12 protein-coding genes are annotated in these 14,503 nt (G+C 59.1%); 5 read left to right on the top strand and 7 right to left on the bottom strand.

Annotated features, from left to right (window positions below):
- Positions 1–3 precede the first annotated feature (3 nt).
- The 5 genes from H1Y61_RS14600 to H1Y61_RS14580 are packed head-to-tail and all read right to left on the bottom strand — an operon-like array spanning position 4 to position 5,300.
- Positions 4–477 (bottom strand): Na+/H+ antiporter subunit E, encoded by a 474-nt coding sequence (locus H1Y61_RS14600; RefSeq protein ID WP_180573013.1) that lies wholly within the window; start codon positions 475–477, stop codon positions 4–6.
- Positions 474–2,078, bottom strand: a complete 1,605-nt coding sequence (locus H1Y61_RS14595) for a Na+/H+ antiporter subunit D (RefSeq protein ID WP_180573012.1) — start codon at positions 2,076–2,078, stop codon at positions 474–476. The genes H1Y61_RS14600 and H1Y61_RS14595 overlap by 4 nt, the downstream gene beginning before the upstream one ends.
- 50 nt (positions 2,079–2,128) lie before the next feature.
- Entirely contained in the window at positions 2,129–2,506 is a 378-nt protein-coding gene (locus tag H1Y61_RS14590) for a Na+/H+ antiporter subunit C (RefSeq protein ID WP_174110269.1), read from the bottom strand.
- Entirely contained in the window at positions 2,506–2,925 is a 420-nt protein-coding gene (locus tag H1Y61_RS14585; RefSeq protein ID WP_174110270.1) for a Na+/H+ antiporter subunit B, read from the bottom strand. Before H1Y61_RS14585 ends, H1Y61_RS14590 begins: the two co-directional genes overlap by 1 nt.
- Positions 2,922–5,300, bottom strand: a complete 2,379-nt coding sequence (locus H1Y61_RS14580; protein WP_180573011.1) for a putative monovalent cation/H+ antiporter subunit A — start codon at positions 5,298–5,300, stop codon at positions 2,922–2,924. The genes H1Y61_RS14585 and H1Y61_RS14580 overlap by 4 nt, the downstream gene beginning before the upstream one ends.
- Positions 5,301–5,724: 424 nt before the next feature.
- Between H1Y61_RS14580 and msrB the strand changes: the two genes are divergently transcribed.
- From msrB to H1Y61_RS14565, 3 genes are all read left to right on the top strand, one after another.
- A complete protein-coding gene (gene msrB / locus H1Y61_RS14575) occupies positions 5,725–6,150 on the top strand; it encodes a peptide-methionine (R)-S-oxide reductase MsrB (protein WP_060718946.1) in 426 nt (141 codons plus the stop codon).
- A gap of 519 nt (positions 6,151–6,669) precedes the next feature.
- Positions 6,670–7,035 (top strand): helix-turn-helix domain-containing protein, encoded by a 366-nt coding sequence (locus H1Y61_RS14570; protein ID WP_180573010.1) that lies wholly within the window; start codon positions 6,670–6,672, stop codon positions 7,033–7,035.
- Positions 7,028–7,873: a DUF6456 domain-containing protein gene (locus tag H1Y61_RS14565; protein ID WP_180573009.1), complete on the top strand. Its 846-nt coding sequence runs from the start codon at positions 7,028–7,030 to the stop codon at positions 7,871–7,873. Before H1Y61_RS14570 ends, H1Y61_RS14565 begins: the two co-directional genes overlap by 8 nt.
- 84 nt (positions 7,874–7,957) lie before the next feature.
- Here the strand turns inward: H1Y61_RS14565 and H1Y61_RS14560 are convergent, their stop codons facing one another.
- Positions 7,958–8,614: a hypothetical protein gene (locus H1Y61_RS14560; RefSeq protein ID WP_180573008.1), complete on the bottom strand. Its 657-nt coding sequence runs from the start codon at positions 8,612–8,614 to the stop codon at positions 7,958–7,960.
- Between the two features lie 890 nt (positions 8,615–9,504).
- Between H1Y61_RS14560 and H1Y61_RS14555 the strand changes: the two genes are divergently transcribed.
- Positions 9,505–10,731: an efflux RND transporter periplasmic adaptor subunit gene (locus tag H1Y61_RS14555; RefSeq protein ID WP_174110275.1), complete on the top strand. Its 1,227-nt coding sequence runs from the start codon at positions 9,505–9,507 to the stop codon at positions 10,729–10,731.
- A 3-nt stretch (positions 10,732–10,734) separates the two neighbouring features.
- On the top strand, positions 10,735–12,678 hold the full coding sequence (locus H1Y61_RS14550; RefSeq protein WP_174110276.1) for a MacB family efflux pump subunit: 1,944 nt from the start codon (positions 10,735–10,737) through the stop codon (positions 12,676–12,678).
- Positions 12,679–12,770: 92 nt separating this feature from the next.
- On the opposite strand, the gene H1Y61_RS14545 is transcribed toward H1Y61_RS14550, so the two are convergent.
- On the bottom strand, positions 12,771–14,483 hold the full coding sequence (locus tag H1Y61_RS14545; protein ID WP_180573007.1) for a CocE/NonD family hydrolase: 1,713 nt from the start codon (positions 14,481–14,483) through the stop codon (positions 12,771–12,773).
- Positions 14,484–14,503: the final 20 nt, after the last annotated feature.

The raw sequence follows: 14,503 nt of genomic DNA, 5'->3' as shown, positions 1-14,503 counted from the left end.
GGGTCATTGGAACGCCTCGCGGATCTTACGCTCGAATCCCTCGGCAATGTCGCGCCGGGCCGCATCTGGGTCGCTGCAATCCAGGGCATGGACATAGAGGATCTTTCGGTCCTCAGATACATCCACCGACAGGGTGCCGGGCGTCAGCGTGATGAGATTGGCCAGTAGGGTGATTTCGAAATCGCGCTCGACGCTGAGCGGAAAAGCAAAAATGCCGGGCTTGATATCGAGCCCTGGCGACAGGACCATGATCGTTACCTTCCAGGCGGATTTGGCCAGTTCGCTGAGAAACAGCAGCAGCAGGGACAGGATGCGCCACACCCTGGTGAGATAGGAGACGCCGCCGATCTGCTCGCGCAGCAACCCGACCACCGCCAGCGACAGCACAAAACCAAACAGAAGATTATGCAGGCTGGCGCTGCCGGTGACCGCCACCCAGATGATGACCATCAGCAGGTTGAGGATCAACAGCCTCATGGGCGCGCCTCCGTGGGAAAGACCGAGGTGATATAGGCCGATGGATCGACGAGCCCGACTGCGGCGTCCTGCGAAAGCGCGATCATCTGTTCGGGAAACAGCCCGAACCAGACGATGAAACCGGCCAGCAGCACGATCGGGGAAAGGGCTGAGCGCGTTGGCGCGGTAAGGATCTCTGGTCCGGCCTGGTTGGTGTTCCCCTCTGATTCGCCCCTGGCTGGCTGGGTGCGCCAGAAGGCCAGCAGGAAGACCCGGGCCAGCGCAATCGTGGTCAGGAAGCCGGACAGCAGGATTGCGCCCGCCATCCACCAGGCGCCGATATCCAGTGCCGCCTTCAGCAGCATGACCTTTGGCCAGAAGCCGGAAAACGGCGGCAGGCCACTTGCGGCGAAAAACAGCGCCAGGGCCAGGAAGGAAAAACCCGGTGCTGCTTTATAAAGACCAGACATGCCTTGTAATGCAAAACTGCCACTCATCCGCCCGGCCTGACCCACCACCAGATAGAGCGCCGCCATCAACAGGATTGAGTGGATGGCGTAGAAGATGGTTGCGCTGATGCCCTGTACGGCGCCAATGGCGATACCGGCCAGCATGATGCCGATGCCGGAAATGACGATAAAGCCCATCAGCCGGCGGATGTCAGACTGACTGATGGCGCCAACCGCGCCCAGAATCATGGTGGCGGCGGCAATCACCCCCAGCACCAGGCTCAGCGTCTCGCGCTCAATCGGAAACAGCATCACCACGACCCGCAACAGGCTGTAGATGCCGACCTTGGTCAGCAGGGCGGCAAACAGCGCCGACACCACGATGCGCGGCGTGTGATAGGAGGCTGGCAACCAGAAATTCAACGGGAAGGCGGCGGCTTTCATGGCAAAGGCCAGGGCAAACAGCGTGGTCAGCGTCATCAGCGGGGCGGTATCGCGCAACCCATTGGCCTTGCGTGCGATATCGGCCATGTTGAGCGTGCCGAAACTGGCATAGAGAAAACCGACGGTGATCAGAAACAGCGTGGTGGCGATCAGGTTGAGCACTGCATATTTCAGCGCGCCGTCGATCTGTTCGCGCTCGGAGCCGAGGATCAGCATGCCGAACGACGAGATCAGCAGCACTTCGAACCAGACATAGAGGTTGAAGATATCGCCGGTCAGGAAGGCGCCGGACACCCCGGCCATCAGCACCAGAAGAAACGGATAGAAACCATAGCGGCGACCGGACGTATTGATATCCATCAGCCCATAGACGCCGCAGGCCAGGGCGACGATGGCAGACGTCAGGGCAAACAGCGCCCCAACGATATCGACAGTGAAGGCAATGCCGAAGGGCGGCATCCAGCGGCCCATCATCACCGTCAGCGGGCCATCCTTGATGACCTTGAGCAGCAGTGCCAGATCGATCAGCACCAGCAAGACCAGGGTGGGAAGGGCGATCATCGGCTGAAGGCGGGTGCGATCACGCAGCATCAAGGCCACGGCCCCACCGGCCAGACACAGGGCCACCGGCAGGATCGGCAGCCACTGCGCAAACGTGGTCGGCGCCTGCACATAAGCGGCTTTGAGAGCGGCGTCGAGAGCCTCGGCAGTGATGGTTGAAGCGGCCATGCGGTTGTTTTGGTCTTTCAGTTCAGAGCATTGGTGTTGCTGGGAAATCCTCAGTAATCAAGCGGCGGCAAGGGCGGATTTGTCGGTTCGGCCAACCGCATATCGTCGGTATCGTCGGTGTCGAGGTCCTGGTAGGCGCGGTAGGACAGCACCAGCAGAAAGGCGAAGAACGAGAAGGAAATCACGATGGCCGTCAGGATCAGCGCCTGCGGCAGCGGATTGGCGGCGGCCATGCTCAGGACGTCCTCACCCTTCATCATGATTGGCGGCACTTCGCGGGTCAGGCGTCCGGCGGTAAACAGGCCGAGATTGACGGCATTGCCGAGCAATACGATGCCGAGCAGCACCCGCACGATATGGCGTGACATGATCAGGTAGAAGGCGGTCGCGGCAAACAGCCCGACCAGCAGGGAAAAAATCGCTTCCATCAGTCGTTTTCCCTTTCGCCCAGCGCCAGCGCAATTGAGGTGATCGCTCCGACCACCACCAGATAGACGCCGATATCGAAGCTGGTGACGGTGGCGACCGGCACATCGACGCCGAAGATATGCGGGGTGATCCACAGCCCGGTCATGAACGGCACACCGGCAAAGGCCGAGACGAAGCCGGAGAGGCAGGCGATCAGCAGGCCGAAGCCCGCCACCGACAGCGGATGGACGTAAAGGGCGCGGCGCACCGCCTGCACGCCGAAGGCCATGGCGTAGATGGCAAAGCCGGAGGCGGCGATCAGCCCGCCGATGAAACCGCCGCCCGGCTCGTTATGACCACGCAGCAGCACGAAAACTGAAAACAGCAGCATCAGCGCAGTGACAACGGGAGCAACGGTGCGAAAGATCAAGCTGTTCATAAGCGATCTCCCACCTCATGGCTTTCATGCCCCACCCCGGACGGCGAAGCCGTTGGCTTGGGCGCGCGCAGCCGGATCAGCGCCAGAATGGCAAGCCCGGTGATCATCACCACGGCAATTTCGCCCATGGTATCGACGCCGCGGAAATCGACGATGATGACGTTTACCACATTGGCCCCATGGGCGATGACTTTGGAATAGCTGTTGAAGAATTCCGTCAGGGTCGGGTCGAAGGGGATTTGCGTCACCTTCAGCAGCATCAGCATCAGGCCGGTCCCGGCGGCAAGCGCCACCGTGCCGTCCAGCAGGATCTGCGGCAATGGCCTGTGATCGGCGGGATGCAGTTTCAGCCGGGTCATCACCAGTGCCAGAATCACCACGGAAAGCGTCTCGATCATGAACTGGGTAAAGGACAGGTCCGGCGCGCCAAACAGCAGGAAGATTACCGAGATCGCAAAGCCCTGGATGCCGAGCGCGACGATGGCATCCAGCCGGTTGGCGGCCCGCAGCACGCCGTAAAGACCGGCCACGGCAATCAGCAGGAAGGCGGCTTCATGCAGCTCGATCCGCTCCGGCAGCACCGGCCAGGACGGCGCCTCGCCAAACAGCATCATCGGCACCAGGAAAGCCGAGGCAATGGCGATCAAGGTCACCGTGACATAGACATCCAGCCGCCCGCCATGAAGAATATTGGTGATGCGGAAGCAGAGCCGTACCAATCCGGCCATCAGGTGGTCGAAGCCCTGATCGGGGCCGGGACCGAGCATCTCCAACAGGCTCGCCACCAGACGGCGCAGCCTGTCGAGCATTATGAACAGCACCAGACCGATGGCAATGGTCAAAAGCGACAGGGCAAGCGGCACGCCGATATGCGGGATAAGGCCGATGGAGACCGTCACCGTTCTGCCGGTGATGGCGCTGACCATCGGCGATGAAATCGCCTGGTGGAACAGCCCGGAAAACACCGCAGCCCCCAGCCCAGTCAAGGCCAGCACCAACGGCCCCAGCCACAGCAAAGCGGGGCCGTCATGGGCGGGTTTCGGGCTGGTCGCCACGCGCCCCAGAAACGGTTTGAAGGCCAGTGCCAACCCGACGACCATCATCAGCGCATTGCCGATTACGGCGATGGCGGTAAACAGCAGGGCGCGAAGATTGCCACCTGCCAGCGCCTCATAGATCTCTTCCTTGGCAAGAAAGCCGAACAGCGGCGGCAGTCCGGCCATGGAAAGCCCGGCCAGCAGCGCTGTGGCAAAAGTAATAGGCATGGCCCGCGCCAACCCGCCAAGTCTGGTCAGGTCGCGGCTGCCCGCTTCGTGGTCGAGAACACCGGCCACCATGAACAGAGCGCCTTTAAACAGCGAATGGGCGACCAGATAAAGCACGGCGGCCGACAGCGCGTGCGGTGAGCCGAAGCCGGTCAGCATCACCATCAACCCCAGCGAAGCGACTGTGGTATAGGCCAGCATCAGCTTCAGATCGGTCTGGCGCACGGCGATGACGGAACCGACGATCAGCGTGATGCCGCCAAAAAACGGCAACAATATTTCCCAGGCGGGTGTGGAGCCCAGCACCGGCTGCAAGCGCATCAGCAGATAGACCCCGGCTTTGACCATGGTGGCCGAATGCAGATAGGCCGAGACGGGCGTGGGGGCTTCCATGGCGTTGGGCAGCCAGACATGGAAGGGAAATTGCGCTGATTTGGTAAAGGCCCCACCCAGAACTAGCAGCAGGATCGCCAGGTAGAAGGGGCTGGCGGTGACCATATTGTTGCTATGCATCAGCATCGACAATTGCGTGACGCCGGAGACGTTCCACAGCAGGATCAAACCGGCCAGCAGCAACAACCCGCCGCCGCCGGTAATCACCAGCGCTTGCAGCGCGGCACGGCGCGCAGCCGGGCGTTCATGGTCGAAACCGATCAGCAGGAAGGAGGTAATCGAGGTCAGTTCCCAATAGATGAACAGCATCAGGAAACTGTCAGAGATCACCACGCCCAGCATGGCGCCCATGAACAACAGCAGGAAAGACAGAAACCGGCCCTGCTGCGGATGGCCCTTCATATAGCCGCCGGCATAGAGCACGATCAGCGTGCCGATGCCGGTAATCAGCAGCGCAAAGGTCAGGGACAATCCATCGAGAAACCAGGAAAAGCTGACATTGTAGCTCGGCACCCAGGCATAGCCGCCCGTCACTTCCTCGCCATTGGCGATTTCCGGCAGGAAGCCAAGGAAATGCACGAAGGATAATAGCGGCAGAAGCGCCAGAACCCACGCCGCCCGGCTGCCAAGGTGCCGTACCAGCCAGGGCGCCAGACAGGCACCCAGAAATGGCAGGACCAAAGCCAGCAGCGTCATACCGGCGGCATCAGCGATCATCTTGTCTCCTGTTGTCTGCGACCGACGAGCAGCCTCCCGGTTTGTGCGGCGCTGATTCTGTCCTGATTTGGCCGGTTTCTGCCTGATTTGGCGGTTGCTTGGCGAATATAAGGATTTCAACCGGAACGACCACCCCAAATCGGCGTCGTCAGTCTTCTACCCGATCTGGAAGGTGCTCACGCATTCATGGCGTGAAGACCTTGCAAAACGTTCCCATTCAATTGAGGCTCGAGATATTCACAAATACGACAGGATGAACCATCGTTGGAAAAGCTGGCACACGTCCTGCGGTTTGGCTCGCCCTTGCCTGATTGTCGCCTATCTGATCGTCGCCTGTCTGACTTGGTCGTCTGACTTGCAGCACCGGGACAAAACACTATCTATAGGGTCAACTCCGAACAGGATAGCGAAACGAGGAGGTCTCATGAGCGAGGACAGCATCGACAGCCGTGAAAAGCCCGCAGCAGCGCGCAGCGAGGCCGAGTGGCGTGAACAATTGACGCCGGACCAGTATCGGATCCTGCGCGAACACGGCACGGAGCGGGCCTTTACCGGTCCTTACTGGGATAATTTTGAGCCGGGCCTTTATCGTTGCGCCGGCTGCGACACGCCGCTCTTTTACTCCGATACCAAATTCGATGCCGGTTGCGGCTGGCCGAGCTATTTCGAGCCGGTCACGCCTGACGCCGTCACCGAACATCGCGATACGGCTTATGGCATGGTGCGCACCGAAATCCGCTGCGCCACCTGCGGCGGCCATCTCGGCCATGTGTTTCCCGATGGTCCCAAGCCGACCGGCCTGCGCTATTGCATCAATGGTCATTCCATGGTGTTCGAGCAAAAGCCCTGACAGTCCGTCCAAGAATAGCCGCTGGCCGTCTGCAAATGGCAATTTCTCCGCTTGCTTGCTGCATTCGCATTTCCAAACGGAAAACCGCTTCGCACTTTTCCTGGAATGCTTGTACTCACGTAGGTTAAGGACGCTCCGTTCCGGTTCTCGAAATCACCATTTTCGCCAGGCCAGCAGCAATTCTTGAACAGACTGTGACACGATTCGTTGCGAGATGAATGTCATGTCGCATAAGCGCATTGCTTTTGAGCAAAAGCGAGTATGCAGATGCCGATGTTTGATCGTGCCGCGTATCAACAAGATGCGCGCCACGTTTGTATGTTGCGCTTGTTTCCATAAAATCCCCCTGAATTAGTCGGGGGAAACTCACGGTAACGTGGAAAATAATCCTGAATGCGCCTGTGGGTTTCAATAAAAATGATAATGAAAACAAAGGATATAATTTTGGCGACGTGAAAGAACGTTCACAGGGATTGCAGATGTTGATATGAATAAAATCCTATTAAGGGAGACGTTATCATGTCAGCAATGCCGCTTGAACATCCTGTCCCGGTCAAAGCCTCCAGCCGGGTTCTGTGCCATTCCGTTGCCAGGGTTACGGAGGAAATATTTGTAGTTTTTCAGAGCCCGGGTCTCGTAAATGCCGGGCGCCGCCGTCAGCGCTGCCATATCCGACAGATCGCCATGTATCTCTGCCATGTGGTGCTGAGCCTGCCACAACAGGAAATCGCCCGCGCCTTCGGCTATGACCGAAGCACAGTGTCCTATGCCTGCCATGTCATTGAGGACCGACGCGAAAATGCGGCCCTCGACCAGTTTCTCAGCGTTTTGGAACGGGTCGTTGCGGTGCTGTCGACGCTGGCCAAGGATGGGCGTGATGCGTAAGCCCACAAGTCATTCGCCGCAAAATTCGCTATCAGGCAGCACCAAGCCGTTGCTGCGGCTGTTGCGGCTGGCAAGCCGAGGTGTGTTGCTGGAGCCAACTGATCCTGGCGAAACCGCGCTGCTGCGGCCCCAGGATGGCGTGCTGCTGGGCCGCGTACCCGATGCGCTGTTGCACAAGGCGCTGGCGGACGGTCTGGTCCGGCGCAAAGGCAATGCGCTCGCCGCGACCGGCGAGGCGGAAAGCTTCCTCAAACGAGCCATGGCCGAGCGTGAAGACGAGATCTTTGCAGGCCAGCATGGGGAGAGGGCGAGTGAGACCCTGGTGGAGCCGGATGGCAGCCGCTCCACCGTCCGGCGCAATCTTGATGACCAGCCTTTTTCGACGGTGGCCCGGCTGCGGGACCGGACTGGCAAGCCCTATCTGCCACCGGAAGCGGTTGCCGCCGGGGAGCGGCTGGCGGCGGATTTCGAGCGCGGTCATTTACAGCCACGCATCACCGCATCCTTTGAGCCGCGCCTGGCGCAAAAGCACAAAGGCGCACGGCCATCCGGGCTGGATCTGACCGACAGCGCGCTTGCCGCGCGGCTGCGGGTCGGTGAGGCACTGACGGCTTTAGGGCCGGAGTTGTCAGGCGTCGCTCTGGATATCTGCTGTTTTGCCAAGGGTCTTGAAGCCGTGGAGCGAGAGCGGCAATGGCCGGCCCGCTCGGCCAAACTGATGTTGCGGACAGCACTTCTGGCGCTGGCTCGTCACTATACACCACCACCGGCAAGGACAGCGTCCGGCCTTCGCCATTGGGGGGAAAGCGATTATCGTCCGCCTATCTCAAGGCCTTAAACACTTGAGATAGCCGGAATGTGTTCAAAGCCAGGATGCCTCAATATCTGCAAGGCTTATTAACCGGCTCCGCCGCCGGGCTTATTAAGAGGCTCCGCCGCCGGGCAGATCGAGTTGATTGATGAACTGATCGGCAAAGTAGCTGAGGTTGCCATCATAGTTCTTCAACTGGGCAAACAGGCCTTCATCCGACATGTCGGTATCGCTGTCATCGCTGCTGTCAGTGGACGACGATGCGGTGGCGCTATCGGTGTCCTCTGTCGAGGACGTCGAGGTCTGCGTCGAGCTAGCGCTCGTCGAAGCGCCAGCGGACGGCACTGCGAACACCTGCGACAGGAGATCGTCTTCAACAGTGGCGGCATCCGTGCCCGATGTGCTGGCTGTGGTCGATTGTGACTCAGTGCTTGTTGATGTCGATGAGCCGGCGGTGACCTCTTCGTCTTTTTCCTCGTCCGAACTGGTGCTGCTGGCCGCTGTTGCCGAGGTCAGCTGTGAAAGCCATGCCTCGAACGACGTGGACGGATCGGTCGATACGCTTTCGCTTGTATCGCTCTCATCCGTCTCCTCGGTGCTATCGCTACCGAAGAGCGCGTTGAGCAGTGTATCATCGCTACTGCTGCCGCTGCTGCTGCTGCCGCCCGACAGAGAATCGAACAGACCACCGCTGCCGCTGCTGGATTTTTGCTTTGATGAACTCGATGTATAGGTAGATTGCGATGCATTGCTGCTAGAAACTTGCATGGACCTCTCTCCGTGTGCGACCGTGCCATTCTGCGTCTGTCCTGAAACCGGGTCTGGTCGATGGCCGGTTACGCAACCACTGAAAATGCGACCGCCTCACTTTGGCCGGAGATAATTGCCGGCGCTGGGCGCATGATCGGTGAAGATATGATCAGTCAAGACTGGGAACGCCTGCTGCAAAAAGCCGTATCCTGGACCGGTGGCATTCCAGAATGCAGCGCAGCGGGCGTTAGCCCTGTCGCATTCATGACGGCGTCATGCCGTGCAAGTGAATAGCTATAACTTATAACCTGTTGCCTTGCGCCAAGCTGATCATTCGCATCTCTGCGTTGAGAAAATCTGCCCTGATTTAGAGATTTTCTTAGGAGGAACGGAAGCCGATTTCCGATAAAATACAATCGAAAACAATGGAATAGAGAGGATTTCGGTTCAATTTCACAGAACGCGATGATTTAGAGTTCGTCAGGGAAAAGTGGAAACCGGTTTTCCCGAAAAGACAAACGAAAACAAGAATAATCAGAGTCTGTCTGGTTCAATATGAACCTGACAGGCTCTAGCGTCGCGCCTTGGGCTCCTTCCCACCCTGCCTCCGCTTTGCTTAGGAGCGACCTTTCCCTTCCGGGCTTCGTCGCTCTGGCGCGATCAGCCCTTGATACGGGCCCTGTCCGACATGTTTGAGTTCGCCATTTGTTGCCGAAGTTTAATCCTTGCGCTGATTGACACCCTTCGATCCCTCAGATTATCGGTACTTAAGAGCACTTATAAATTTACCGTCGCCCAAAACCGGATTTACATTTTTTAACGTTTTGGAAGATTTGGATAAAATCAGGTTGATGTGCTTTCCGTAGACAGAAATTCCAGTGGTTCACACTGCTGAAGGAAGGTTCATAGTGTCGCGTAAACTGTTCGCAGTCGTTGTCATCGTCGTTCTGGTGCTTGCCGCCGTTGGTTTCACTCTGTTCAAGCGTTCCGAGGCCAATCCGACCGATGGCCTGCTGCTGGCGGCGGTTAAACGCGGGGATGTAGAGGAGACGGTGCTTGCCACCGGCATCTTCAAGCCGTCCCGGCTGGTTGCGGTGGGCGCTCAGGTGTCAGGCCGTATCACGGCGCTGCATGTAAAGGTCGGCGACACCATCAAGAAGGACAGCCTGGTCGCCGAAATCGACTCGGTTACCCAGGTCAACGACCTGCGTACTTCGCAAGCGTCACTGGCCGATATCAAGGCCCAGAAGGAAGAGGCCGAGGCGACCCTGATCAGCGCCGAACTGGCGCTGGTGCGCCAGCAGAATCTGAGGGCCAGCAATTCCGGCACCCAGGCCGATCTTGAAAGCGCGGTTGCCACCCGCGACAAGACCAAGGCGCAGATCGACAGCCTTCAGGCCCAGATTGTCAAGGCTGAAGTCGCCGTCGAAACCTCCGAGGCCGATCTCGGTTATACGCGCATCACCGCGCCCATGGATGGCACGGTACTGGCCGTGGTCAACCAGCAGGGCCAGACTGTCAATGCCACGCAATCGGCGCCCACCATCGTTATTCTGGGCGACCTGAACCACATGATTGTGCGGGCTGAAATCTCCGAGGCAGACGTGGTCAATGTCAAGCCAGGGCAGGCGGTCTATTTCAACATTCTCGGCCAGCCTTCCGTGCGCCATGAGTCGGTGCTGAAATCCATCGAGCCCGCGCCGGAATCGATCACCAGCGACAGCAGCGTTTCGACCTCGTCCAGTTCCAGTTCGTCAAGCAGTTCCTCCAGTTCCTCCAGTACATCGTCCTCGGCGATTTACTATAACGGCATACTGGATGTCGATAATTCCGATGGCCGTTTCCGCACCTATATGACGGCGGAAGTGCATGTCGTGCTTGGCGCGGTGAAGAATGTGCTGACGGTGCCGGCCTCGGCACTCGGCACCGGCGTCAAGACCGGCAAGGCCAGCCTGCGGGTCGTGGGAGCCGACAATGCGATTGTCACCCGAACGGTGGAAATCGGCCTGAATGACGGGGTCAATGCCGAGGTGAAATCGGGCTTGAACGAAGGCGAAAAGATCGTCATCGGCCAGGCTGATCCTTCCGTCAAATCAGTATCGGGGGGCTTTGGGCCGCCACCCGGGGGGATGTGATCCATGGCCCTGCTTGAGCTGAAGAACCTCACCCGTATCTATCGCTCCGGGGAAGAGGATGTTGCTGTCCTCAAAGGCATCAATCTCAATATCAACCGCGGCGAGATGGTCTCGATCATCGGGCCATCAGGGTCGGGAAAATCGACGCTGATGAACATCCTCGGCCTGCTCGACCGACCGAGCGTTGGCACGTATGAGATCGATGGCAAGCGTACCGACCAGTTGGACAGCGATGCGCTGTCGGCGCTCCGGCGCGAGCATTTCGGCTTCATCTTCCAGCGCTATAACCTGCTGTCTGATCTGACGGCGCTTGGCAATGTGGAAGTGCCAGCGATCTATGCCGGAATTTCGCCGTCGGATCGCCGCAGCCGGGCGACAAAAATCCTGGAACGGCTGGGCATGGGCGAACGGCTGCGTCACCGACCGGGCCAATTGTCCGGCGGTCAGCAGCAGCGTGTGTCCATCGCCCGCGCGCTGATCAATGGCGGTGAGGTGATCCTGGCCGACGAACCGACCGGCGCGCTCGACAAGCATAGCGGCGAGGAAGTGCTGCGCATTCTCGACGAATTGCATGCCGAGGGACGCACCATCATCATCGTCACCCACGATCCGGGTGTTGCCGCGCGCGCGGAACGGGTGATCGAGATTGCCGATGGTGAAATCATTGCCGACCGCCGTCAGGATAAACCTGTGCTGGTGCGTGAAAACACCCTGCCATCCACGGCCCGGCCGCATCGGTTCCCCGGTCTCGACCGGCTGGGCGAAGCCTTCATGATGGCGGTCAGGGCGCTGGCCTCGCACCGGCTGCGAACCTTCCTGACCATGCTGGGTATTATCATCGGCATCGCCTCGGTGGTGTCAGTCGTGGCGCTCGGGGCCGGCACCCAGCAGAAAGTGCTCTCCAACATCAACGGGCTTGGCACCAATACGTTGGAGATTTTCCCCGGCAAAGGGTTTGGAGATACGCGCTCAGGAAAGATCACCACGTTGAAAGTCGGTGATGCCGATGCACTGGCGCGGCTCTCCTATGTCTCTGCCGTGACCCCGACCGTTTCCACCTCAGGCACGGTGCGCTATGGCGCCACCGTGGCCAATGTGCTGGTCAACGGCGTCGGCGACCAGTATTTTACCGCCAAGGGCTCCAAGCTGCTGGCCGGGCGGCTGTTCGACCATGCAAGTGTCGTAGCCATGACCCAGGAGGCGGTGATCGACCAGAACGCCGCAAAGGCGCTGTTTGGCGACGATCCGGCCATGGCGCTTGGCCATACAGTGTTTCTGACCGACGTGCCGGTGCGTATTGTCGGCGTCATCGAGGCCCAGCAGGGCGGCTTCGGCTCGAACTCCAATCTTCAGGCCTATCTGCCCTATAGCAGCGTCCAGACCAGGTTCCTCGGCGATCTGTCGCTGCGCAGCATCACGGTCCGGCTGGACGACAGCGTCGATAGTGCAGTGGCCGAAAGTGCCGTCACCACGTTTCTCACTGGCCGCCATGGCGAAACGGATTTCTTCATTCTTAACACTGACGATATCCGCAAGACGATCGTCAGCACTGCCCAGACCCTGACACTGCTGGTGGCGGCAATTGCGGTGATTTCGCTGATCGTCGGCGGGATCGGAGTGATGAATATCATGCTGGTTTCGGTGTCCGAACGGGTCAGTGAGATCGGCGTGCGCATGGCGGTCGGTGCGCGCCGCCAGGATATTCTCCAGCAATTCCTGATCGAGGCGGTGCTGGTCTGCCTGATCGGCGGCGGACTCGGCATCGGCTTTGCTTTGTCGATCGGCTTTCTCTTCAGCATGCTGGTCACGGATTTTCAGCTGGTCTATTCCACCACTTCCATGGTGGCAGCCTTCAGCTGCTCTTGCCTGATCGGCCTCGTTTTCGGCTTCATGCCCGCTCGCAATGCGTCAAGGCTCGATCCGGTGGCGGCACTGTCAAAGGATTGAGAAGACGGGCCAGCGATTGAGAAGGCGGGGCAAAAGAAAAGCTCCGCCTTCTTGCCGGACCGGCTGGCGGGCCGTCCTGCTACTCTTCTTCCTCACGCTCCGGGAATGTAGGGAACGAGCAGTTTCGAGCCGTAGTCTCCACCGAAGTGGATGATATGGCGGCCCTTGTTGAGGGTTGGAATGGGCGGCAATTGCGGAAATTCCGGCCTGATCAGCAGATCGGTTCCGGTCATCACCAGTTCCAGTGTTTCGCCCGGCTGCCAGCGGATGCCGTAAGGCCAAAAGCCGATTTCGACGGGCACAATCTCCCCCGGTTTCAGCTTGACGGGACTATCATAAGGCAGGAACGGCTCAAGTTCGGTCGAACGTTCGGGGTCCGTCGCCCGCAGCGAAACGCGCAGACGGCCATTGGGGCCGACATGGGTGCGGTCCGTCACCACGTGGCATCCCTGCACCTTTCCTTTGCTATCGCGCTTCCTGATGAAAGCAAACAGGTCCATGTCGTCATGGCCCTCGGCTTCCACCCAGAGCTTCAGGTTGAAGAAACCGGTGAGTTCCGTCAGTTCGTTGAAGGTGATGGAGAAGGAAACACCTTCCTTGTCCGCGACATCGTAGGAAAGGCTGGCGGGCTCAGTCTGGCTTTCGTGGGTCAAAACAGGTTTGCCGTCCTTCAGCTCAAGGTGCAGCGCTTTGGTGACCTGACGCGCGAGCGGGAAGGCGACCTCGCTGCGGTTGACGGTATCGCGGTTGCCCGGGTCCATCACAGACAGGCGGACGCGCGGCGTGGCCTCCCAGCCATTATCGATATCTTTCAGGTAGCGATCAAAGAAGCGGCGCAGATCATCGACATTCTCAGGGTTGAAATAATCGGTCCATTCATGGGTATTGTTGACCCGCAACCATTTTTCCGTCGATGAAATGGATGACCAGCCGCGAAATGTGCCGCCTGTATGCAGAAGATTGGTCCAGGAAGCCACGACATAGGCGGGAACATCAATGTTTTCGAGGCCAGAGATCTTGGTTTTCCAATAGTCGTCGAGGAGCGGATGGGTGGCCGTCATGGCGGGAATGTCTTCCACCAGGCCGGGACCGCACAGCCGTCCGAATATGCCTTCCGAGAAGATGAATTCCGGAATCCCGCCGCGGCAGGCCGTATCGCGGTAGATATCGGATGCCCCCTCCCAGGGGGCAATGGCGGCCAGATGCGGGGGGCGCAGGGCAGCGACAAACCATTGCGACATCGCCAGCATGGAATTGCCTGTCAGGCCGATCTTGCCATTCGACCAGGATTGCTGCCCAGCCCATTCGATCAGATCGTACTCGTCTTCCGGCTCCTGGCGTCCCCAGGCATGGATGTCGCCCTCGGAGTGACCGGCGCCGCGGCTGTCCGGCGCGATGATCACATAACCGTGGGCCACCCAATAGGCCGGCGTCGGGGCTTCGAACTTGTTGAGCCCATCCTCCCATGCGACGGGCACATCCATGCGCGTCGGGTGCCCGAAGAGATCGTTGTTAAGGGCGCCGCCGCGTTTGCCATAAGGACTCCAGCCGATAATGGCCGGATACTGACCTTCTTCGACCGGGCGATATAGATCCGTCCGGATCGTCACGCCGTCGCGCAGCGTCACGGCCACATCCCGGTCCACCAGCACATCCGATTGCAGCGGAATGCCGCCTTCGCGGTGGGTACTGCCCTTTTTGAGAATGAAGCTGCGCTCATCCACCCGATAATTGGCGGAGTTCTCATCGACCACCGTTTTTCTGAAGATAACGTCGATACCGTCTAAATTTTTGATAATATTCATAATTTTCCTCCATATGGTGC

Source organism: Agrobacterium vitis (genome assembly GCF_013426735.1).
GTDB classification, from domain to species: Bacteria; Pseudomonadota; Alphaproteobacteria; order Rhizobiales; family Rhizobiaceae; genus Allorhizobium; species Allorhizobium vitis_D.
Note: the sequence above shows the minus strand (reverse complement) of the source record. Positions and strands in the feature narration are given on the sequence as shown.

Bases quoted from the DNA above. Each gene is read 5' to 3' on its own strand.
- H1Y61_RS14600 (WP_180573013.1), bottom strand. From the start codon at position 477: ATGAGGCTGTTGATCCTCAACCTGCTGATGGTCATCATCTGGGTGGCG.
- H1Y61_RS14595 (WP_180573012.1), bottom strand. From the start codon at position 2,078: ATGGCCGCTTCAACCATCACTGCCGAGGCTCTCGACGCCGCTCTCAAA.
- H1Y61_RS14590 (WP_174110269.1), bottom strand. From the start codon at position 2,506: ATGGAAGCGATTTTTTCCCTGCTGGTCGGGCTGTTTGCCGCGACCGCC.
- H1Y61_RS14585 (WP_174110270.1), bottom strand. From the start codon at position 2,925: ATGAACAGCTTGATCTTTCGCACCGTTGCTCCCGTTGTCACTGCGCTG.
- H1Y61_RS14580 (WP_180573011.1), bottom strand. From the start codon at position 5,300: ATGATCGCTGATGCCGCCGGTATGACGCTGCTGGCTTTGGTCCTGCCA.
- msrB (WP_060718946.1), top strand. From the start codon at position 5,725: ATGAGCGAGGACAGCATCGACAGCCGTGAAAAGCCCGCAGCAGCGCGC.
- H1Y61_RS14570 (WP_180573010.1), top strand. From the start codon at position 6,670: ATGTCAGCAATGCCGCTTGAACATCCTGTCCCGGTCAAAGCCTCCAGC.
- H1Y61_RS14565 (WP_180573009.1), top strand. From the start codon at position 7,028: ATGCGTAAGCCCACAAGTCATTCGCCGCAAAATTCGCTATCAGGCAGC.
- H1Y61_RS14560 (WP_180573008.1), bottom strand. From the start codon at position 8,614: ATGCAAGTTTCTAGCAGCAATGCATCGCAATCTACCTATACATCGAGT.
- H1Y61_RS14550 (WP_174110276.1), top strand. From the start codon at position 10,735: ATGGCCCTGCTTGAGCTGAAGAACCTCACCCGTATCTATCGCTCCGGG.
- H1Y61_RS14545 (WP_180573007.1), bottom strand. From the start codon at position 14,483: ATGAATATTATCAAAAATTTAGACGGTATCGACGTTATCTTCAGAAAA.